17 protein-coding genes and 2 pseudogenes are annotated in these 19,822 nt (G+C 67.3%); 6 read left to right on the forward strand and 13 right to left on the reverse strand.

Features of this window, described 5'->3' with window-relative positions:
- Positions 1 to 25: 25 nt before the first annotated feature.
- From CTZ28_RS24030 to CTZ28_RS24060, 7 genes and pseudogenes are all read right to left on the reverse strand, one after another.
- Positions 26 to 481 (reverse strand): VOC family protein, encoded by a 456-nt coding sequence (locus CTZ28_RS24030; protein WP_121891756.1) that lies wholly within the window; start codon positions 479 to 481, stop codon positions 26 to 28.
- A gap of 22 nt (positions 482 to 503) precedes the next feature.
- Entirely contained in the window at positions 504 to 1,655 is a 1,152-nt protein-coding gene (locus CTZ28_RS24035) for a mandelate racemase/muconate lactonizing enzyme family protein (protein ID WP_121891757.1), read from the reverse strand.
- A gap of 164 nt (positions 1,656 to 1,819) precedes the next feature.
- Complete coding sequence (locus CTZ28_RS24040; RefSeq protein ID WP_121891758.1) at positions 1,820 to 2,890, reverse strand: hypothetical protein; 1,071 nt, start codon at positions 2,888 to 2,890, stop codon at positions 1,820 to 1,822.
- A gap of 31 nt (positions 2,891 to 2,921) precedes the next feature.
- Positions 2,922 to 3,731 (reverse strand): SDR family NAD(P)-dependent oxidoreductase, encoded by an 810-nt coding sequence (locus CTZ28_RS24045; protein WP_121891759.1) that lies wholly within the window; start codon positions 3,729 to 3,731, stop codon positions 2,922 to 2,924.
- A 47-nt stretch (positions 3,732 to 3,778) separates the two neighbouring features.
- Positions 3,779 to 4,636 (reverse strand): SMP-30/gluconolactonase/LRE family protein, encoded by an 858-nt coding sequence (locus CTZ28_RS24050; protein WP_183154555.1) that lies wholly within the window; start codon positions 4,634 to 4,636, stop codon positions 3,779 to 3,781.
- Between the two features lie 282 nt (positions 4,637 to 4,918).
- Positions 4,919 to 5,779, reverse strand: a complete 861-nt coding sequence (locus tag CTZ28_RS24055) for a fumarylacetoacetate hydrolase family protein (protein WP_121891761.1) — start codon at positions 5,777 to 5,779, stop codon at positions 4,919 to 4,921.
- A gap of 203 nt (positions 5,780 to 5,982) precedes the next feature.
- Positions 5,983 to 6,798 (reverse strand): annotated as a pseudogene (locus tag CTZ28_RS24060) (IclR family transcriptional regulator); the annotation flags it as partial.
- Positions 6,799 to 7,412: 614 nt separating this feature from the next.
- Between CTZ28_RS24060 and CTZ28_RS24065 the strand changes: the two are divergent.
- A complete protein-coding gene (locus tag CTZ28_RS24065) occupies positions 7,413 to 8,093 on the forward strand; it encodes an SDR family NAD(P)-dependent oxidoreductase (RefSeq protein ID WP_121891762.1) in 681 nt (226 codons plus the stop codon).
- Positions 8,094 to 8,447: 354 nt separating this feature from the next.
- Here the strand turns inward: CTZ28_RS24065 and CTZ28_RS24070 are convergent, their stop codons facing one another.
- Positions 8,448 to 9,179 carry a FadR/GntR family transcriptional regulator gene (locus tag CTZ28_RS24070; RefSeq protein WP_121891763.1) on the reverse strand — a complete coding sequence of 244 codons (732 nt, stop codon included), beginning with the start codon at positions 9,177 to 9,179 and terminating at the stop codon, positions 8,448 to 8,450.
- A gap of 345 nt (positions 9,180 to 9,524) precedes the next feature.
- On the opposite strand from CTZ28_RS24070, the gene dgoD reads away from it, so the two are divergent.
- The 4 genes and pseudogenes from dgoD to CTZ28_RS24085 all read left to right on the forward strand — a co-directional run bounded on the left by dgoD (position 9,525) and on the right by CTZ28_RS24085 (position 14,097).
- Positions 9,525 to 10,691 (forward strand): galactonate dehydratase, encoded by a 1,167-nt coding sequence (dgoD, locus tag CTZ28_RS24075; RefSeq protein WP_220795397.1) that lies wholly within the window; start codon positions 9,525 to 9,527, stop codon positions 10,689 to 10,691.
- Positions 10,692 to 10,913: 222 nt separating this feature from the next.
- Positions 10,914 to 11,267, forward strand: a pseudogene (locus CTZ28_RS49615) (SDR family NAD(P)-dependent oxidoreductase); the annotation flags it as partial.
- On the forward strand, positions 11,237 to 11,545 hold the full coding sequence (locus CTZ28_RS48575) for an SDR family oxidoreductase (RefSeq protein ID WP_259471773.1): 309 nt from the start codon (positions 11,237 to 11,239) through the stop codon (positions 11,543 to 11,545). The pseudogene CTZ28_RS49615 and the gene CTZ28_RS48575, both read left to right, overlap by 31 nt.
- A gap of 140 nt (positions 11,546 to 11,685) precedes the next feature.
- The gene (locus tag CTZ28_RS24085) at positions 11,686 to 14,097 is read left to right on the forward strand and encodes a glycoside hydrolase family 2 protein (protein ID WP_121891764.1); all 2,412 of its coding nucleotides are present in this window, start codon (positions 11,686 to 11,688) and stop codon (positions 14,095 to 14,097) included.
- 111 nt (positions 14,098 to 14,208) lie between these two features.
- Here the strand turns inward: CTZ28_RS24085 and CTZ28_RS24090 are convergent, their stop codons facing one another.
- The 5 genes from CTZ28_RS24090 to CTZ28_RS24110 all read right to left on the reverse strand — a co-directional run bounded on the left by CTZ28_RS24090 (position 14,209) and on the right by CTZ28_RS24110 (position 18,641).
- Positions 14,209 to 15,141, reverse strand: a complete 933-nt coding sequence (locus CTZ28_RS24090; RefSeq protein WP_121891765.1) for an AraC family transcriptional regulator — start codon at positions 15,139 to 15,141, stop codon at positions 14,209 to 14,211.
- Positions 15,142 to 15,306: 165 nt separating this feature from the next.
- Positions 15,307 to 15,753: an acyl-CoA thioesterase gene (locus CTZ28_RS24095; RefSeq protein ID WP_121891766.1), complete on the reverse strand. Its 447-nt coding sequence runs from the start codon at positions 15,751 to 15,753 to the stop codon at positions 15,307 to 15,309.
- Positions 15,754 to 15,938: 185 nt separating this feature from the next.
- A complete protein-coding gene (locus tag CTZ28_RS24100) occupies positions 15,939 to 16,847 on the reverse strand; it encodes an LLM class flavin-dependent oxidoreductase (RefSeq protein WP_121891767.1) in 909 nt (302 codons plus the stop codon).
- Entirely contained in the window at positions 16,844 to 17,530 is a 687-nt protein-coding gene (locus CTZ28_RS24105; protein ID WP_121891768.1) for a hemerythrin domain-containing protein, read from the reverse strand. Before CTZ28_RS24105 ends, CTZ28_RS24100 begins: the two co-directional genes overlap by 4 nt.
- A 166-nt stretch (positions 17,531 to 17,696) precedes the next feature.
- The gene (locus CTZ28_RS24110; RefSeq protein WP_121891769.1) at positions 17,697 to 18,641 is read right to left on the reverse strand and encodes an AraC family transcriptional regulator; all 945 of its coding nucleotides are present in this window, start codon (positions 18,639 to 18,641) and stop codon (positions 17,697 to 17,699) included.
- A gap of 174 nt (positions 18,642 to 18,815) precedes the next feature.
- Here CTZ28_RS24110 and CTZ28_RS24115 point away from each other — a divergent pair, with 174 nt between their 5' ends.
- Positions 18,816 to 19,661 (forward strand): SDR family oxidoreductase, encoded by an 846-nt coding sequence (locus tag CTZ28_RS24115; protein WP_121891770.1) that lies wholly within the window; start codon positions 18,816 to 18,818, stop codon positions 19,659 to 19,661.
- The last annotated feature ends 161 nt before the right edge of the window (positions 19,662 to 19,822 follow it).

The following is a 19,822-nucleotide window of genomic DNA, read 5'->3' on the forward strand; positions in this document are numbered from 1 at the left end:
CGCATCTTCCCCGGGACGAGCCGACTCAGCCCATGCGAGCGGGTGGCTGCACAAGCTCGACGATGTGCTCATCGGGGTCACGGAGATAGACCACGAGGGCGCCGGCGTTGATGCCGCGATCGAGTGCGACAGGGTCGGCGAACCGCCGGCCGCCGGCCGCTTCGAGCCGTGCGAGCAGCATCGGCAGGTCGTCGCAGGTCACCGCCACATGTCCGCCGCCCGGGTCGCGCGGCAGCACTCTCCTGGGCTCGCCCTGCGGGGCGACGTACTGCAGCAGCTCGATGAAGTCGTCGCTGCCGGGGAACCGCAGATGTGCCTGATGCACGTGCGCGCCGGGTTCCTGCGTGATGACCTCGATGTAACCGCGCTCCTGTGACTGCCGGGCGACGAGTTCGAGCCCGAGAGCGTCGTGCCAGAACTCGAGCGACCGGTCGATGTCGGACACGGTGAGCCCGCAGTGACGGAAAGCCGGTGAACTCATGACGCTGTTCCCCCTTCGCGGCTCATGCCGCGTCGATTCGGACGACGGCGACGGCGTCGCGACGCAGTCGCTCCCAGTCCAGATGGATGCCGACACCGGGCCTGCGGTCCACGATCACCTCGCCGGCTTCGATCGTGAGCTCGCCGTCGAAGTAGCGGTCGATCGGGTCGGATCCGCTCGCCGCCGGGATGTGCTCGACGCTCGTGACGGCCGGGAAGGCGCCGGCCAGCTGTGCGGCGATGGCGGTGAACACGTGCGGGATGACGCCGACACCGCGATGGCCCGCCGCCTCGATCCCGCTGAGCGCCGCGCGGATACCGCCGCATGTCGTCGGGTCGACCCGGAGCACCGAGACGCTCTCCAAGAGGTCGAGGTACTGCACCGGATCGACGACATCCTCACCGGCGGCCAACTCGATCCGCGCTTCCCGGCGCAGTTCGCGGAGCTTGCGCCACTCCGTGGGCAGGAACGGATCCTCAAGCAGGTCGACCCCGGCATCTTCAAGCGTCCGGGCGGCGCGGACGGCCTCGGGCACGGTCGTAAAGGAGTAGTGGGCATCCACCGCCAGCCGGGTCTCCGGCGCGAGGGCGTCACGGGCCCGGCCGAGGAACGCGAGCGCCTGCGGGGAGCCCACGGCGCCGACCATGAGCTTGATCCGGCGGTGGCCGCGCCGCTCCAAGTCCGTGATCTCCGCGATGACGGCGTCGTCCCCGCGGACATCGCGGAAGTATCCGGCGACCGGCATCACGGGCACACGGTCGCGTGCTGCACCGAGCAGGTCGGCGAGCGGGGCTCCGGCGCACTTCGCGGCGAGATCCCAGAGCGCGATGTCAGCGAGACTCGCCGCGCGGATGAGCAGTGGCCGCACCGCCGGACTCGCCGACAGGATCCGCTGGACCGTTCCCGCCCGGGCGCCGACCCTCGTCGCGACCACGGAACGCAGGATCGACTCGAGAGTGGCCGCGAGGGGCGTGCCCCGCGAGTATCCGAACGCGAAACCCTCGATGCCCGCGTCGTCGACGAGTCGCACGGCGACGTAGTCGCGGGTGGGATAGAACGCGTCACCGAGCCGCACGGGTGCCGGGAGTTCGAGCGAACAGACCGCGATCTCGGCGAACATCACGCGGTGATCCCTGCACTGACCGGCATGCCCCATGTCGCTACTGTCAGTCATGAGCCCAGCTCACCAAATATGTCACGGGTGGAGCCTATCAGCAGATCCTGCAAATAGTCGATCATCATTTCAAATGGTGGCCGTCGATGCTGTCATTCGTGACGCCGAAGGTGGACCGGAATTGATGAGCCTGGTCCACCTTCCGCGAGTCCGCAGCGGGTGCGTCAGCCGCTCGCGGTGCCCAGCTTCTGGAACACCTCGGCCACCCGGTGGAAGGACTCCTTGCGCTCCCACGGCTGGATCTCCCTCGACCGCGGATCCTCGGGCGGATGGAACCGCACGAGCGAGTACGCACCCAGGTCGAGATCCCGCGGCCCTTCGCCGCCGGGCCGGGTGATCTGCGAGAAGATGAACACGAACGCCGCATGGACGTCGTGTTTCTCGAAGAAGGTGAGCTGGCGCTCAAGATAGTCGGCCTGTTCGCGCTCGCTGCGCGCCGGCACCGTGTCGTCCACCCACACACCGGTGCCGTCGGGAAGCACGTCCTTCACGACCCGCCAGCCTCGGGCGCCCAGATCCGCCGCGCCGAGGTAGGTGCAGCACCCGAACTCCGGCACGATCACCGGATTGCCGAACGAGCGGTAGTACTCGAGCCCGGCGAGATACTCCTCGTCGTTCTGGCGCTCACGGTAGAAGTTCGGGCCGGTGAGATCGAAGAGGGACCAGTCGACGTCCTCGAACGAGGCGGCGGAGTAGGTGACCGGGCCCTGGAAGGATTCCCGCACAGTGCGGGCGAGTTCGCCGAGTGCTTCGTTCAGCCGCCGGTGCGGGGCGTCGAGATCGGCGTGCAGTCCCTCCGGTGTCAGCGGCAGTGCCCCGCCCTCGAAGTAGTTCTTCGCCCAGGCGCTGCGCTCGAAGATGTTCGAGCCGGGGTACACACCGTCGCAGAAGATCGAGTACTCGCAGTTGGTGATGAACACGATGTCCGCACCGTCCTGGCGCAGTTGCTCAGCCGCCATGGCCGCCTCGGCGATGTACTGCTTGGAGGTCACGAGGTCGGCGTTCATCTTCCACGGCGAGAAGAAGATCGCGAGTCCCGCGTCCAGCGCGGCCCGGCTCGCGATCAGCAGCCGCTCCAGGCTCTCACCCTCGATGCGCACCGCATTGGCGTGCAACTCTTCGGCGATGACACGCATGTCGTTGCGGACCACCTCCGGCACGAAGGGTTCGACCGACGACGGATCTTCTCCGAACACGCGATAGCCGACGTCGTAGACGACTCCGTAGTACTTCATCGTTGCTGCCTTCCTCGGGTGGATGCTCTGATCAGTTCTCGCGGCGGCGGACGGGTGGTGGCACGACGCCTTGCGGCCACGGCCCGCGCACGGTGAGTGCTCCGTCCACGAGGAGCGTGGTACCGCTCACATAGCTGGCGGCGGGCGAGGCCAGGAAGGCGATCGCCCCTGCGATCTCCACAGGCTCGGCAAGCCGCTCGAACGGGCTCAGCGCTTCCAGCGTGCCGGCGTCGAGGCGGCCCTCGTCGATCGCCTGGGTGATCATCGGTGTCTTGACCCATCCCGGGGCGACCGCGTTGATCCGGATTCCGTGAGGAGCCCACTCCACCGCCAGCGTGCGCACGACCGCCTCGATGCCGCCCTTGGCCGCCGTGTACGAGAGGCGGTGCGGTGTGCCGATGTGGGCCGCCACCGAGGAGATGGCGACGATCGCCGGCTCGGCCGCCTCGCACAGATAGGGGAAAGCCGCCCGCACACAGCGGATGGTCCCGACGAGGTGGATGTCGAGCATCCGCAGCAGTGAGGCGTCCTCAAGTGTGTCGGACGGCGATGGGTCGATGACGCCGGCGCACGGGATCACTGCATCCAGCCGGCCCCAGCGTTCTGCGGCGTCGCGCGTCGCGGCCACCACCGACGAGGTGTCGGTGACGTCTGCCGTGACCGCATGGGCCGCACCTCCCGATGCGGTGATCCGGGAAGCGACACGCTCGGCACCCTCGGCGTCGCGGTCGGCCACGACCACCCGCCATCCCCGCCGCACCAACTCGTCAACGGTCGCCTCACCGATCCCGCTCGCACCGCCCACCACCAGGGCGACGCGTCCTTCACCGACTCCGACCATGGAACTTCGTCCTTTCCGGTACGTTCCGCTGTACGTGTGCAGGGGGATCAGGAGATGTCCGCGACCCGCAGTTCGCTGCTGCGCAGCTTGCTCCAGTCGACCGTGTGGTTCCGCGGAGAGCAGCACAGGTACAGGCGTTGGCCGACGGCAAGGGCCGCGAAAACACTCAGGTCGTCGGTGTCGACGTACTCCTGGACCGCGCCGCCCTTCGTGACCCGCGCGATGCCGTGTCCGTTGGCGTCGGCCACCCAGAGCGTGCCGTCCCGCCCGAGCGAGAGGCCGTCGGGCTCGACATCGAGCACCGCGTGCGCCCGCTTGACATCGAAATAGTCGATCTCGGGACCCCAGTGCGCCCACACGCTGCTGGCGACCGGCACGCCGTGATCGTCCAGACGCAGCTCGCGCACCGTGCCCGCGTACGTCTCGGCCACGAGCAGACTGCCGGCATCCGGCTTGACGATTCCGTTGGGGAAGTTGAGGTCCCCGATCGTCTCGTGCACCTCGCCGTCGGGCTGCACCACGAGCAGCGAGGTGGGGCCGAAGTCGCTCTCGTCACCGGTGGAATGGCCTACGCCGCCGATGTAGCAGCGTCCTTCGGCGTCGACGAGCATGTCGTTGAGATTGCCCGGCACGCGACCGCTGAGGTCGGCGTACGGCACGAGGCCGGACGGGGTGTTGCGATAGACGGTCTGGTCGTCCATCGACACGATGAGCAAGTCGCCGTCGGGGAGGAACCCGAGACCGGAGGGTATGCCGGGGACCGTCGCCACGATCTCCGGTTCGCCCTCGCCGCCCGGGAAGCGCAGCACCTGGTTGACGAAGAAGTCGGAGACGTACAGGTCCCCGTTGTGCCAGCGCGGGCTCTCCAGGAAGGTGTGCCCGGTCGAGATCGTGCGAACTGCCACGTCGTCAGCTCCTGTTGTCCGGTACCGACGGACGTCGCCGGTACGTCTTGGTGCGGCGGAAGGGCGTGGACGTGAGCGGCCACTCCCGGCCGACCGGAATGACGGCAGCGCTCGCAGCGGCGTCGGTGGAGACCCGACACCGTCGCCCGGAGCCCGGAACTGGCTCCGGACGGACTTGCACTGCACGAAGACCTTACCCATGAACACTCATATTATGAAAGTGCTCGAACACATAATGAAAGGAGAGGGGTGGGTCGGTCGAGGTGCGCGTTGAGGTGTGGTTCAGCGTGGCCCGAGGACGTTCTGGCGCTGGCTGCCGAGGTGGTGGATGCCAAGCTCCATGACGTCGCCGGGCTCCAGCCACACCGGCGGGTTGAAGCCCATGCCGACACCCGGCGGGGTGCCGGTGTTGATCAGATCACCGGGCTCCAGGACGAGGAACTGGCTGAGGTGGTGGACGATGAAGTACGGGTCGAAGATCATCGTCTTCGTGTTGCCGTCCTGCCGTCGGGTGCCGTTGACGTCGAGCCACATGCCGAGGTCGAGAACGTCGTCGATCTCGTCGGTCGTGGCGAGCCAGGGACCGGCGGGGTTGAAGGTCTCGGCGGACTTGCCCTTGGCCCACTGGCCGCCGCGTTCCATCTGGAAGGCGCGTTCGCTGACGTCGTTGACGACCAGGTAGCCGGCGATGGCGCCACGTGCTTCGTCCACGGAGTCCAGGTAGCTGGTGCGCCGTCCGATGACGATACCCAGTTCGACTTCCCAGTCGGGCTTGGTGGCTCCACGCGGGATGCGCACGTCGTCGTTGGGCCCGACCAGTGTGTTGGGGGACTTGGTGAACAGGATCGGCTCGTCGGGGACGGCCTGCCCGGTCTCAGCAGCGTGGTCGCTGTAGTTGAGCCCGATGCAGAGGATCTGGTGGGGACGGGCGATCGGGGCGCCGATGCGCTCGCCGGCGAAGCGGGACACCCGGCCGGTGGCGGCGCGTTCGGCGACCAGCGGGCGGATGCGGTCGACGCCGCCGGAGCCGAAGAATGTCTCGTCGAAGTCGGAGACGGTGTCCGAGAGGTCGACATAGGTGTCGTCATCGATGCGGGCGACGGGCTTTTCGGCGCCTGTGGCACCGATGCGCATGAGATACATGGTCGAGTCTCCTGAGATGTGCAGGCTGGTCGCCAGGCGGGGGTGGAGTCCGGGAGACACCCGGATGTCGAGGACGTCGGCGAGGGCTGCCGGGATCTGCACGACGACGGAGCAGCCGTGGACGGTCTCCAGGAGCGCCTTCCGCAGTGACTCCCGTCGAGCCGGTGCGTCCGGCGGTCGCGGCGTCGTGGGCCTTGCTGCTGCGGCCTTCCGAGGGGGCCGAGCGCATCGCGGATCTCGTCGACCGTGTCGATGAGCACGGTGAGTGGTGTGCGGTAGGTCAGCGCGCTGACGCTCAGCGCGCCGGAGGGTGCGGAGGGCGCGAGGGCGTAGACGGGCAGAGCGACGCAGCTGACACCGACCTCGCTCTCCTCGTCGTCCACCGCGTAACCGCGTTCCCTGGTCGCCTCAAAGGCTTGGTGCAGTTCCTCGGCCGTACAGAGACTCCGAGGGGTTCGACGCACCAGGGGCTTGTCGCCGACCCGCTGCTGCACTGCTTCCAGCGTGGGCAACTCCTGGGCGAGCAGCAGCTTTCCCACTCCCGTGAGGTGGGCCGGGTTGCGGCCTCCGACAGTTGACGTGAGGCGGACGGATCCAGCGGGCGGGTCGACCTTGGCTCGGTAGACGACCTCGCTGCCGTCGAGGACCGCGCAGTGGGCGGTCTCGCCGAATCGGGCGGCCAATGTCTGAAGCACCGGGTTCAGTCGGACATGCTCCGGCCGCTCCTCATGGTGAGCGAAGGCCATGCGCAGGAACTCGTCCCCGAGAAGGTAGTGCCCTCGCGTGTCCTGATCGGCCAGACCTGCCCGGCGCAGCGCGCCGAGCGCCCGGTGCACGGTGGGCTTCGGGCTGCCGATCACACGGGTCAGTTCTTCCAGGCCCACGCCTTCGGGGTAGCGGGCCAGTTCTTTCAGTACGGCGAGTACACGGTCGGAGCCGACGAGGCGGCCGGTGCCGTCGCCTTCGGATTCTTCGCCGCCGGGTGTTCTCGAACCGTCGTGTGTGTGCGTATGCTCCATCGTGAACTTAGACCGTCGTACCGATAATTGGAAGAGGGTCGAGTTGTTCCACCCATCGCAATGGCATGCGGACCTGTGCGAGGGCCACGGCCACGCCGATCGGATCCAACGGCTCGGGGGTAAGTCATGGATCCCGCTGACCGGCGTCAATGACCGGCCGCCCACCGTCACGGCGGCCCTCTACCAGCGGCGGACGAACTGCTGCTTGCGCAACTGGAACAGGCCGAGCCAGGCGGGGCCGCTGCTCGTGCCACCGACCGGCTGTCTTCCGCCCACGACGCCTCGCACTATCTGCTAGTTCCCCGGGCCGCGTTCGCCCCGTGCGGCACGGAGCAGAGACCTGACGCGGTGGCTGCGCGCTCAGCAGATCCGGCCGATCGAGCAGAAAGCGTGGGCCTTGGCCGCCCGGCACGTGGACGGCGCCACTCGCTCGGCCTCCCGTGCACTGACCCCCGCCCGTGCCACCCCGGCCGTCGTGTCCGGCGCCGGCACTGCCACCGGGCGAGCCCTCCTCGGCGCCGACCGGACCATCCTGCCCGGCCCACCTCTGGCCCGGCACATCTCTTCCCTGGCCTGCGGCACCACTGTTCACCCCTCCCATGACAGGAGAAACAATGACGCACACCAAGGCAGCCCTCGTCACCGGCGGTGCGAGCGGACTCGGCGCGGCCACCGCCCGACGTCTGCGAGACGAGGGTCTGGAGGTGACCACCCTCGACCTTCAGGGCGCCGACGTCTGCGCGGACGTCAGCGACGAGAAGGCCCTGCTGCGCGCGGCCGAGGACATCGGTCCTGTCGATGTCCTGATCAACTCCGCCGGAGTCGTGGGTCCCAACCAGCCCCTGCTGGAGACCACAGCCGAGCAATGGCGCCGGATCCTGGACGTCAACGTCGTCGGCACGGTCAATACCATGCGCACCTTCGTACCCGGCATGTGCGAGCGCGGCTGGGGGCGTGTCGTCAACTTCGCGAGCATGGCCGGCAAGGACGGGAACCCCAACCTTGCCGCGTACTCCGCCTCCAAGGGGGCCGTGATCGCCCTGACGAAGTCCGTGGGCAAGGAACTGGCCACCTCCGGTGTGCTGGTCAATGTCATCGCGCCCGCTGTCTTCGACACCGCCATGAACGCCACCACGACAGTCGACGTACTCGCCCACATCACCAGCCTCATCCCCATGCAGCGCACAGGCCGGCCCGAAGAGGTGGCGGAACTCGTCGCGTTCCTCTCCTCCGACCGGGTCAGCTTCTCCACCGGCGCGGTCTACGACATCAGCGGCGGCAGGGCCACCTACTGACCGCCCGGCCCAGGACCGGAACAACGTCGGTTTCGCCAAGCTCCAGATGAGCCACGAGGCGGGCCTGACCGCCACTGCCTACGGCTTCGGGGAGGGGATCTTCTTCATCGCATGCTTCCTCTTCGAACTGCCCAGCAACGCCGGCACGTACCGGTTCGGCGTCCGGATCTTGCACCTTCCTCGCCGGCGCCGTTTCAGGTCTGGCCGCGGCCGACTTCCTGGGCAGCCTGGCCGAATCTGGTACGGACGGCGCGGCCACGTGGGCCGGGGGAGCGGTGACCAAGCGGTGGCTGCCAAGACGGTCTCCGCAGCCGGCCGCCCGGGGCTTCTCGGTCCCGCCGGGAGCCGGCCTGTCTACCCGCGGTCGACGACACGTTTCTCCCCGCTCGCTTCGAGCAGCCGCTCGGCGTCTTCCGTCGCCTTGGCCAGCAGAGCACGGGCCGCGTTCGCTGCGGCCTCGGCGTCACCTGCACGGACGGCGTCGACGACGCGGGCATGGCTGGGTACGGGATCCTCGTGACGTCCGTGCTGGTGGACGAGGCCGTCGCGCAGGCGGAGTGCCGGCTCGATGAACACATCCATCCGGGCGAACATCTCGTTATGGGTGGCTCGGAGCAGCGTGCGATGGAAGCGAAGGTCTGCTGCCACGGCCTCCGGCGCTTCGCGGCCCACCGCCTCGCGCATCGCGTCGAGCGCCGCATCGAGTTCGGTGAGTTCGGCTTCGGTGCGGCGCAGCGCGGCCAGTGACGCGGCTTCGGGCTCGATCGCTGCCCGAACTTCGGCGAGGTCGCGCAGCACCTCCAGGGTCTCCCCGGCCTCGTTCCGCCAGCGGATGACATCGGCGTCGAGCAGGTTCCACCGCTCGCGGGGCAGCACCAGCGTTCCGCGCCGCTGCCGTGCCTCAAGCAGGCCCTTCGCGGCCAGCACCTTGAGTGCCTCGCGCAGGGCGGTCATGCTCAAGTCAAGGTCCTCGCCCAGGGCCTGCAGATCGATGGGCTGGCCCTGGGGCAGCGCTCCCGACACGATCCACATGCCGAGCTCGGTCACCGTGTGGCCGTGCACGCCCCGCCCGTTGTAGCCGTTCACCGTGGTCTTCCCCTGAGTCGTCACGTCGCTGGTGGCCCGCAAGCGGACCAGGTGTCAGCGGATGCGCTTGTCAGTGTGACTTTACTCGTAATTTATGAAAAGTGCCGACCGGGTGGAGGCGGGGGAGGGGTGCCTCCCCGTGCGAGACACCTTGTTTCTCCATACTTATTAATTTATTATTCCTGCCGACGGTGAGGTGCCTGATCACGGCACCCCGTCAGGCGGCGGTGCCCGGACGCGCACTCCGGCCGCCATGAAAAGGAGCGTTATGGCCCAGACCATGCATTCAGCCGTCTCCCGAACCGAGAGCCCACCCTGGAACGCGTTCTTGCCGGGAGGCGCCCGATGATCCGCATCACGGCTGTCGAGACCCACGTGGTCCATGCCGGGCTCCGTAACTGGGTCTTCGTCAAAGTCGTCACCGACGAGCCTGGCCTCGTCGGCTGGGGCGAGGCGACCTTGGAGTGGAAGACCCGCGCCGTCGTGGGGGCCGTCGGGGACCTCAGTGGCCTGCTGATCGGCCGGGACGCTCTCGCCATCGAGCGACTGTGGCAGACCATGCACCGCGGCCAGTTCTTCCAGGGCGGCGCGGTGACGATGAGCGCGATATCCGGCATCGACCAGGCCCTGTGGGACATCAAGGCCCGACACCTGGGCGTACCTTGCTGGCAGCTCCTCGGCGGGCTGGTCCGCGACAGGGTCCCCATGTACGACCATCTCGGTGGTGGTGACTCCTCAGTGGTCTACGGCGCCGCAGACGGGAAGAACTTCGCCGAGGCCGCGCTCCGGAGCGTGGCGGAGGGTTTCACCGCCCTGAAGATCCTCGCTGTCCCCATGGGACCCGCGCTGCCTGGTGCCGCCGCTGTCCGCCGCGCCGCCGAGGTCATGGGCGCGGTCCGGGACGCCGTCGGGCCCGATGTCGCGATCATGGTGGACCTGCACGGCCGCACGACGGCCGCAGGGGCCCTGATGTACGGACGGGCGCTGGCCGAGTTCGATCCGTGGTTCTTCGAGGAGCCCTGCCAGCCCGGCAACCCGGAGGTGCTGGCCGAAGTCGCGCGGGCGCTGCCCTTCCCGGTGGCGACCGGGGAGCGACTGATTTCCCTCCAAGACTTCCGCGACCACCTCGCCGCACACGCCTGCGCCGTTCTGCAACCGGACGTCTGCCACGTCGGCGGTCCCACCGCGCTACGCAAGATCGCCGCCATGGCCGAGACATGGAACGTTCCTCTGGCTCCGCACAACCCGTTGGGCCCGATCGCCACCGTCGTCAACCAGCACCTCGGCTTCGGCACCCCGAACTTCCTCGTCCAGGAGGTCATGCGCGCCGACGTCCCGTGGCGTGACGAGGTCGTGCAGGGCGGCCTGCCCATCGTGGACGGGCACGTCCACCCTCCCACGGCACCCGGCTGGGGCCTCGACATCGACGAGCGGGCCGCTGCCGCACACCCCTACAAGGCCGAGCCCCTGCTTGAGCTGGAGGGGTCCGACGGAGCACTTCTCGACTGGTGAAGCCACATGTCACCCATGAACGGACGTCACGATGACTGAAAAACCGGGGGATTGCCTGGGCCCGACGAAGCCGGCCGTGAACCCCCGTGTCACCCATACGCGCGTCGGCGTCCGCAGCACGACTGCCCGTGCAGGCGCCCCAGCTGTGTCGCGGGCAGGCACGGCACCCGAGACCGACCTCGAAGTACCGGAACGCACCGCGACCGCTCCCCGGAGCGTCCGATGACGACCGACGGGCGGCTCGCCGGAGAAGTCGTCCTTGTCACCGGTGCGGCGCGCGGCATCGGCGCGGCAATAGCCGCGGTGGCCGCCAGGGAGAACGCCGCCGTCGCGATACTCGACATCGACCCGGCGGGCCAGGCAGTCGCCGACACGCTGTCCGCCACGGGCGCGCGAGCGGTCTTTGTCCGGGCGGACGTCACAGACCCACGCGAGGTGGAAGCCGCGGTCCCGGCTGTCTCCGAACGCATCTGCGCGCCGACGGTGCTGGTCAACAATGCGGGCAGGAACTCGTACGCAGACCCCGTCGCCATGACCGTTCCTGAGTGGGACGCGGTGTTCGCGCTGGACCTCAAGAGCGCCTGGCTGCTCAGCCGGGCGGTGCTGCCAGAAATTCGGTCAGCCCGGGCTGGATCCGCACGCGGCTGGTCGACGAGTGGCTGGCCGACAACCCGGATCCCGCGATGGCACACACCGTGGCCGACGCACATCCTCTGGGCCGCATCGGCACACCGGAGGAGGTGGCCGAGGTGGTGTGCTTCCTGGCCTCGCCGGCAGCGTCTTTCGTCACCGGTGCGGATTGGCTGGTGGACGGCGGCCTCACAGCGCGCTACGCCGTACCCCCCGTGTCCTGAGCAACGGGCCGAGCCGCTCAGTCGGCCGGCCAGGCACGCACCGGCAGCAGATCGAACAGCCCCGCCACTCACCGCGAGGAGAATCCCTCTTGATCCGAGAACCATTCAACGACGGGTGGAACATCTCAGCCCGCCGGTCCATGTTCGACAAACTGAACGCGCCTGAACCGACTCCGGTGACGCTGCCCCACGACGCCTTGCTGGCTGCCGGAAGGTCAGCGGATGCCGGCAGTGCTCGCCTCGGATACTTCCGACAGGGTTCGTGGCGGTACTCGAAGAGCTTCGACGTCCACGCGGACTGGTCGTCGCGCCGCGTGACTCTGGAGTTCGAAGGCGCCTACCGGGACGCCATGATCTACGTCAACGGCACCTTCGCAGCTCAATGGGCCAACGGGTACTCCACCTTCCACGTGCCGCTCGACCCCTTCCTCCAGTACGGGCAGACGAATACGGTCCAGGTCGAAGTACAAGTCCACGACGACTCACGGTGGTACAGCGGCGCCGGCCTGTACCGTCCCGTCCACCTGCTCCTCGGCGACCTTGTCCACGTCACATCCACCGGGCTCAAGGTGACAACCCCCGAGGTGGACGGAGACATCGCGGTCATCGCGGTCGCGACGGAGGTGGCCAACGAGGACATCACCACACGCACCGTCCAAGCGCTGCTGGAGGTACGCGACCAGGCAGGCAAGGTCGTGGCCGTCGATCAAGCGCCGCTCACCTTGCTGGCGGGCGAGCGACTGACCGTGCGGCACCGCGGTTACGTGCGTCGGCCTGCACTGTGGAGCGTCGATACGCCGAACCTCTACACGGCAACCGTGCGGCTGAGTGACAACGGTCGTCAGCTCGACGAGGCGACCACCACCTTCGGTATCCGCACCCTGTCGCTGGACCCCGTCCGTGGCCTGCGTATCAACGGGCAGCCGGTCAAGCTGCGCGGCGCCAGCCTGCACCACGACAACGGCGTTCTGGGTGCCGCCGAATTCGCTCGCGCGGCAGAGCGACGGGTGGCAGTGCTCAAGGCAGCGGGTTTCAACGCCATCCGCTCGGCGGCCAAACCCGCCAGTGCCGACCTTCTCGACGCGTGCGACCGCCTCGGCATGCTCGTGCTCGACGAGACGTTCGACGTATGGGCGCACTCCAAGACCGACGACGACTACGCACGTCGCTTCGCCGGCTGGTGGGAACGCGACATCGACGCGCTGGTCTCCAAAGACTTCAACCACCCGAGCGTGATCTTGTACACCATCGGCAACGAGATCATCGAAATAGGCAGTCCACACGGTGCGCGGCAGGGACGCCTCATCGCGGAACGCGTCCGTGCCCTGGACCCGACGCGTTATGTCACCAACGCGATCAACGGGATGATGGTCCTCGCGAGCGGGCAGCCTGACTCGGCGGAGACAGCCGAGCTGGGCGAGCTGGGCTTCGACTATAACCAGGGCGACTTCAACAGCGTGCTCGCACAGATCTTCGAAGAAGTCATGGCGGTGCCCAAGGTGGGCGAGCGCATTGCCGAGTCGGCGTCTGTTCTGGACGTCGCCGGCTACAACTACGGCGATGTCCGCTACGAGATCGACAAGGTCGATCACCCGAACCGCGTCCTGCTGGGGACGGAGACCTTCCCGAGCCGGATCGCGCTCCTGTGGCAGTCGGTCCTCGCCAACGACCACGTCATCGGCGACTTCACCTGGGCCGGTTGGGACTACCTCGGCGAGCCGGGTGTCGGCCGCCCGTTGTACCCCGGCGAGCCGACGTCGTTCACGGCGCCCTACCCCTGGCTCACCGGCAGTTGCGCCGACATCGACCTGATCGGCCGGCGGCTTCCGGTCTCTTTCTACCGAGAGATTGTTTTCGGCTTGAGGAAGGAACCGTATCTGGCTGTCCAGCGCCCTGAGTATCACGACCATCCCGTAAGGCCGGTCGCCTGGACATGGTCGGACTCCGTCGCGAGCTGGACCTGGGCCGTGCCGGAGGGGACACCGGTGACCGTGGAGGCATACGCGGACGCCGACGAGATCGCTTTCGTCGTCAATGGCACCGAAGCCGCGAGGGCCTCGGTCGGAAGCCCTCTCCCGTTCGTCGCCACAGCGGACGTGCCGTACTCACCCGGTGTCATCGAGGCGGTCGCCTACACCAAGGGAGTCGCGACAGGGCGATTCGCTGTTCGGACCGCGGCACCCGCGACCCGCATCGAGCTGACGACCGATCGCGATTTTCTGCACTGCGACAGCCAGGACATCGCCTTCGTCGACATCACCCTGGTCGATGAGGACGGCACGACTCAGCCATTGGCCGAGGAGGAGATCACCGTGGAGGTCGAGGGCCCGGCCGTCCTCCAAGGGCTCGGGACCGCACGCCCGGCAACCGAGGAGTCTTTCCTCGCCACGAGCTGCACGACCTATCAAGGGCGGGCGCTGGCTGTTCTGCGCTATGCGCCTGTGGAGCACGGAGCGGGGGCCGGGAGCGACTCGGTGAGGGTCATGGTGAGTGCTCGGAAGCTGGCTCCTGCGGCCGTCACACTGGAGGTACGGCCTGAGCAAGCCACGTGACAGGTGGTACCGGGATTGCGAGCGGTTGACCAGCGAAATCGCTCGTGATCGCATCGCCGTCTGCCGGCTCCCTTCCTGCTCGCCTGAGCACAATCTCAGTAGTGTGTGACCTCATTCACGGATGAGCGTTCTGAGTGGTGTCTCCCCGTACATGGACCGGTAGGAAGCGGCAAACCGTCCCAGGTGGGCGAAACCCCAGCGCTTGGCTATATCCGCGACGGTGGTGGTGAAACGATTGGAGGCGCGTAGGTCCTCGTGGGCCCTGCGAAGTCTTACGGTGCGCAGGTACGTCATGGGACTCGCGTCGAGATGTTTGCGGAAGGCCTCCTGGAGGCTGCGTACACTCGCCCCGCTGTGTTCGGCAAGACTTGAGACGGTCCACGGTCTGCCGGGTTCACTTTCCATGATGTCCATGGCGGCGCGTACGATGTTCGGTCGGGCTGGGCCGGTCGACTTGTTCAGTGAATCGGATAGTTCATGTCGGGCCGCAAACAGAAAACCATTGACGATACTCTCCGCGAGGGGACGGTATATTAAGGGATTGCTTAACATTTCGGGCGCTGGTTTGAGTTTCTCTATCGATGAGATCAGGCCGACCCAGGCTCGACTTTTGGGGTGGCTCATGGGAAGGGTCAGCTCCGTGCGGAGGGCTTCGTACGGCACGTGACTACCCGTAATTTCCTGGGCGGCTTCATGAACGATATCCGCACTGAGCCTCACGCAGAGTACTCGGCTCCCGGCCTTCCAGTGGCCGAGGAAGGCTCCGCTCATCGGGCGATAGACGCCTGCGACTTCCGGGGTGAGCGTCACCGCGGCACCGCTGTAGCTGGAGTACATGGCGCCTCTGAGGGGCAGATGAACGTAATAGTGAGATCCAACGTCATCAGATTTGATCGCGGAGTCGGAGAGGAATGTGTAGGCCCCCAGCGTGACGCGATCATCCCCTAGGGCCACATAGCGCTGGTTGCTGCTGAGGTGGACTGCTGCGCTTCCGGTCTCCTCCAGGGTGGAGGTATGGACAAACCTTTCCCCAGCCTCTGGCACGGCTTCAATCTCCCTTGAAAGGGTATCTATTGGGCGCCAATGAACACATTGGCGCCCATCGCCGCTTCACGCCGGGTGGAGGTGTTCGTGCCGGTGGGGCGGCGGATCATCATGGACCGGGCGCCGGTGCGGTAGGTGACCGTCATCGGCATTGCACTGGGACCTTCAGGACCGGGTGCCGATGACCTCGCAATCATCCGATCGAGCGGCCTCAAGAGCAGCCCGGAGTCCAGGCGGCGGTGCGCTGATTTTCCGGGCGCGAACGTCAATCCACGCGCCGAGGGAACGTACGACAGCGGCTTCGTCCCCGTTCTCCCGGGACACCGAGTGTTGGATTCGCCACCGCGCACTGTCCGTACTCAACCCGACGACTTGGCATGACACGCTGACCCGCTCTGCAAGGAAAACCTCACGCAGGTAATCGACTTCCTCTCTGAGCAGGACAGCAGCAAGGCCCTCCTTCTGCAGCGCGCGGATGTCCCACCCCGCCTCCGTGAGGAAGCTCAGGCGGGCGGTGCTCGCGTACTCCGAGTACCTCGTGCTGCGTAGATGACCGTTGAGGTCGACGTCGTCCCAGCGGACCTCGAAAGACTTCCTGAAGATCTTGGACATGTCAGAAGAGTGAACCCCATGGAATCAAGGTGGTTGAGAGCCTCCGCGCGGAGCCGCCACGTGGCCGAGATATGGGCCGGTATCCGCGCAAGCAGGACCCGCCACTGCGGCGTAATCGACGGCAGCGGCCGTCGGCTGCTGTTGCAGCGAGGGGGAAACGCGGTCATCCAGCACGCCGGGGCAGTTCACATGCTTGGAGCGGCCCGTGAGCGCTCGATCGCCACCATGTCGCGGACCGCAGGGGCGACTTCGGCGGCGAACCGACGGATGGTGTCGGCGTCCGCCGCCCGGTAAAGGATGAATGTACTGATTCCCTGATCGAGGACGAGTTCGGTCAGTTGCTCGGCCCATACCTTCGCAGGGCCCTCCAGGAAGCCTGAGCCGGAAGAGAACTGCCCTTCAATGTTGTATCCCCGCCGCACAGCGCTCGGCGACCGTCCGGCTCCCTCTGCGGCAGCATCGATGAGACTGTTGGCTGTCGGGAGATATTCGGGGGGCATAAAGGGAGAACTCGGCACCCAGCCGTCGGCTCGTCGACCCACCACTCGAAGCATCCGGGGCTGATAGGCGCCCAACCAGATGCCCATCTTGTGGACGGGGGCGGGACCAGGTGTGACGCCCTCGACATGGTAGTGCGTTCCGGCGAAGCTCACTGGCGTCTGTGACGTCCAGAGCGCGCGAATGATCTGGACCGCCTCTTCGAGTGCCTCAACGGACTGGCCGGCATTCCTGCGCGGGCCGCCATCACCCTCGATCTGGTCCCACATCTGTTGCGCACCCGTTGCGAGGCCCAGCTCGAAACGCCCGCCGCCGAGGATGTCCAGTGTCGCCGCAGTGCGCGCGAGAGTGGTCGGGGGACGCAGCGGAAGATTCGCCATGTTGGACATGACCGTGACCCGGGACGTCCTGACCGTCATGGCGGACAGAAGCGCCAGAGTGTCGAGCCGGTCGGGCCAGTACGGGTGGTCGGCGAGCGACACCACGTCCAGCCCCACGTGTTCCGCCAGTTCGGCAAGTGCCACGGCGTCCTGTGCTCTGTCGACGGGCGGTTCCAGGAGCACCCCGAATGCCACATCATGGCCGTAGTCACTCACAGGCGTGCCCCGATCCGCTTCGGGGTGGGCGTTCCGTGGACCCGTTCCGCGTACCGGGCGAAGGCTTGGGCGGCCATGCCGCCGATGACCTCCCGGATCTCGGCAGGCATCTTCTCGATCACCTCGGCCACGGTCTCGAGAGGGGCTTCGTACGCCATCATTCCAAAGGTCAGCGGCATTTTGTCCGGCGGAGTACCTGCTCCACTTCTGGTGAGCATCTGCCCCCACTCTGCGGCGGTGATGTGCTTCTCGATCAGCGGGAGGGCCAGATCTTCTTCGACTCCGAGGTGCTCGGTGAGCACTGGCAGCAGCCGCTCCAGGGCGGCAGCGAGTTCATCGCCCTGACGCGGATCGGTGCCGGTCCTCCACTCCAGCAAAGAAGTCCGCACGTCGGACAGGCACTTGCCGATGGCTTCGTGCTGCTCGTCCATGACGCGCACGGCTGCGGCGGCTTCCGCGCCACCCCGGTCAACCAGCCGGGGCCACAGATGTACGTCCTCACCTTCGTGATGGTGGTGAAGCATGGTGCCTACAAGCTCGATGTGTTCCGAGACCACCTTCACGCTCTCCGCGTCACCGGGCTTGACGCTCCGCACGAGATCTGCGGCGAGCCCGAACTCCCGACGGAACACAGTGTGGGCCATGTGCATGTCGCGCACGTCAGCACGAGGTTCGATTGTCATGGGTCGCTTCCGACTGATCGGTTCGTTTCTTTCCTTGGCTGGAAGGTAGTGACTCCTGATCTTTCGGGCATGGAACTATCCGCAGAACGAAGCCTGCTGGCCATGTGACGTAGGCGTGCTGTCCGTTCGCGGACCGGGTCCGCGCCCCTACGCCGCAACGCGGTGATCAGCTTGTTCTGCCACGCGCGAGGCGGGCCTGGTGGGCGCGGCGGTGGGCACCGGGTGACTGGCCGAGGGCACGGCGGAAGGCCTTGCTGAAGGCGTATTCGGAACCGTATCCGACCCGGGTGGCGACGGAAGCGAGAGGGAGGTCGCTCTCGCGCAGGAGTCGCCCGGCGAGGGTCATGCGCCATCGGGTCAGGTACGTCAGCGGTGGTTCACCGACCAGGTCGGCGAATCGGCGCGCGAAGGCAGTGCGGGACAACCCGACTTCGGCCGCCAGGCGGGCCACCGTCCAGGGCGAGGCCGGTGTGTTGTGCATGTGGCGGAGAGCGGCGCTGACGGACGGGTCATGCAAGGCCCGCGCCCATCCCGAGGCTCCCTGCGCGGCCTGTCGGTCGAACCAGGCGCGCAGGCTGTGGATCAGCAGCAGGTCCAGTAGGGCAGGCACTGCCGCGCTGATTCCCAGCCGGTCGTGGTCCAGTTCCGTTCCCAGCAAGTCCACGACGGAGCGCAGCGGGTCACCGGTCACCGCGCGAGCGGGGAGATGGATGACCGGGGGCAGATGGGCGATGAGAGGGTGGGGCCGTGCACGGTCCAGGGCCCACATGCCGCACATCATGACCGTGGCGGGCTCGGCTCCCGGCGGAGGGGCGGGCAGCGGCCAGGTCTCCTCCGGGTCGGTGACGCAGACGTTCGACAGCGGAGTTCCGGACCGGTCTGCCAGGGCGTAACCATCGCCGTTGGCGGCGAAGACGACATCCCCCACGCCCAGTTCCACCTGGTTGCCGCCGTGCGACCCCGCCAACCAGGCTGTGCCTTGAAGAACCACATGGAACCCGGCTCCGGGATCGCCGATGAACCGCAGGCCCCACGGAGCGTAAAGAGCGGCCCGTCGTGCGATCGGTGTGCCCGTCCGCATGGACATGATGACGTCGCCCACGATGTCCACCGCGTCAGCCTAGTGCAGCGGTACTCGCCCTTTTGCGTGACTGTCCCCCGTCACCGCCGCCACCTCCGCCGCCCGGACGATCGGACAACTTTCTGGGTGGTCCGGATATTCACTGTCTCGATGCTCCCCGCGATGGTCATGGAGAGAGACCTTTCCAGACCTGGGAGCAGTGCAATGACCGCGGTGATCTCTTCGAACGACCGGACAGCCGGCGAGTCCCTTGACGGCAGGCGTGTCCTGGTCACTGGCGGAACCCAGGGGCTGGGCGCGCACATCGTCGCGCGACTGGCCCGGGCCGGCGCCACGGTGATGACCACGGCGCGGACCGAGCCGGACGAGCTCCGGAACCCTGAACTGTTCGTCGCCGCCGACCTGTCCACCGCGGCCGGTATCGAGACGGTCGTGTCCCACGTGGTTGAGCACCTCGGTGGCGTGGACGTGCTGATCAACAACGTGGGCGCGGGCCTGACCGAGGGCGGGTTCGCCGACATCGACGACAGTCAGTGGGCCCGAACCCTGGACACCGCCCTGCTGGCGGCCGTGCGTCTGGACCGCGCCCTGGTGCCGGGCATGATCGCGGCAGGCCGCGGTGTGGTCGTGCACGTGACGACGATCCAGCGCCGTATGCCGCTGACGAACGTACGCCTGGGGGGTCTGGACGACAGTCCACAGAACAGCATCGCCCTGACCGCGGCGAAGGCCGCCCTGACCGCCTACAGCAAGGGGCTGGCCACCGAAGTCGCTCCTAGGGGCGTACGGGTCAACACCGTGGCTCCGGGTTTTATCCAGAAGCCCGCGATCGAGCAGGTCGCCGATCAGGTGGCTGCCGCCACCGACTCCGATCGGACCACCGTGCTCCGGCAGTTCGCGCACGCCCTGGTGCCGGGCGGTATTCCCCTGGGCCGGCCGGTGACCACGGAGGAGATCGCCGAACTCATAGCCTTTCTCGTCTCGGACCGGGCGCCTTCCATCATCGGCTCCGAGTACGTGATCGACGGCGGGACCCTCCCGGTCATCTGATCGTGTGCCGGCTGCGATGGGCCGGCGTCGTGGGCGCCCAGGGCCCTGGCACGATGAAGAGGAAGTTGCCCGACTTCCACATGACTCCCGAGGAGGGCACATCTCGACTTTCAGGGCGGCCGTGCGCATGGGGCGCTGCTGCCGATCCGCTGGGGGCACAG

It is taken from the genome of Streptomyces shenzhenensis (assembly GCF_003688995.1).
GTDB lineage: Bacteria > Actinomycetota > Actinomycetes > Streptomycetales > Streptomycetaceae > Streptomyces > Streptomyces shenzhenensis_A.

What these genes read in the sequence shown, in the direction of transcription:
- CTZ28_RS24085 (WP_121891764.1), top strand. Translation starts at nt 11,686, where the DNA reads ATGTTCGACAAACTGAACGCGCCTGAACCGACTCCGGTGACGCTGCCC.
- CTZ28_RS24065 (WP_121891762.1), top strand. Translation starts at nt 7,413, where the DNA reads ATGACGCACACCAAGGCAGCCCTCGTCACCGGCGGTGCGAGCGGACTC.
- CTZ28_RS24055 (WP_121891761.1), bottom strand. Translation starts at nt 5,779, where the DNA reads ATGTATCTCATGCGCATCGGTGCCACAGGCGCCGAAAAGCCCGTCGCC.
- CTZ28_RS24035 (WP_121891757.1), bottom strand. Translation starts at nt 1,655, where the DNA reads ATGACTGACAGTAGCGACATGGGGCATGCCGGTCAGTGCAGGGATCAC.
- CTZ28_RS24030 (WP_121891756.1), bottom strand. Translation starts at nt 481, where the DNA reads ATGAGTTCACCGGCTTTCCGTCACTGCGGGCTCACCGTGTCCGACATC.
- dgoD (WP_220795397.1), top strand. Translation starts at nt 9,525, where the DNA reads ATGATCCGCATCACGGCTGTCGAGACCCACGTGGTCCATGCCGGGCTC.
- CTZ28_RS24105 (WP_121891768.1), bottom strand. Translation starts at nt 17,530, where the DNA reads ATGACAATCGAACCTCGTGCTGACGTGCGCGACATGCACATGGCCCAC.
- CTZ28_RS24095 (WP_121891766.1), bottom strand. Translation starts at nt 15,753, where the DNA reads ATGTCCAAGATCTTCAGGAAGTCTTTCGAGGTCCGCTGGGACGACGTC.
- CTZ28_RS24040 (WP_121891758.1), bottom strand. Translation starts at nt 2,890, where the DNA reads ATGAAGTACTACGGAGTCGTCTACGACGTCGGCTATCGCGTGTTCGGA.
- CTZ28_RS24115 (WP_121891770.1), top strand. Translation starts at nt 18,816, where the DNA reads ATGACCGCGGTGATCTCTTCGAACGACCGGACAGCCGGCGAGTCCCTT.
- CTZ28_RS24045 (WP_121891759.1), bottom strand. Translation starts at nt 3,731, where the DNA reads ATGGTCGGAGTCGGTGAAGGACGCGTCGCCCTGGTGGTGGGCGGTGCG.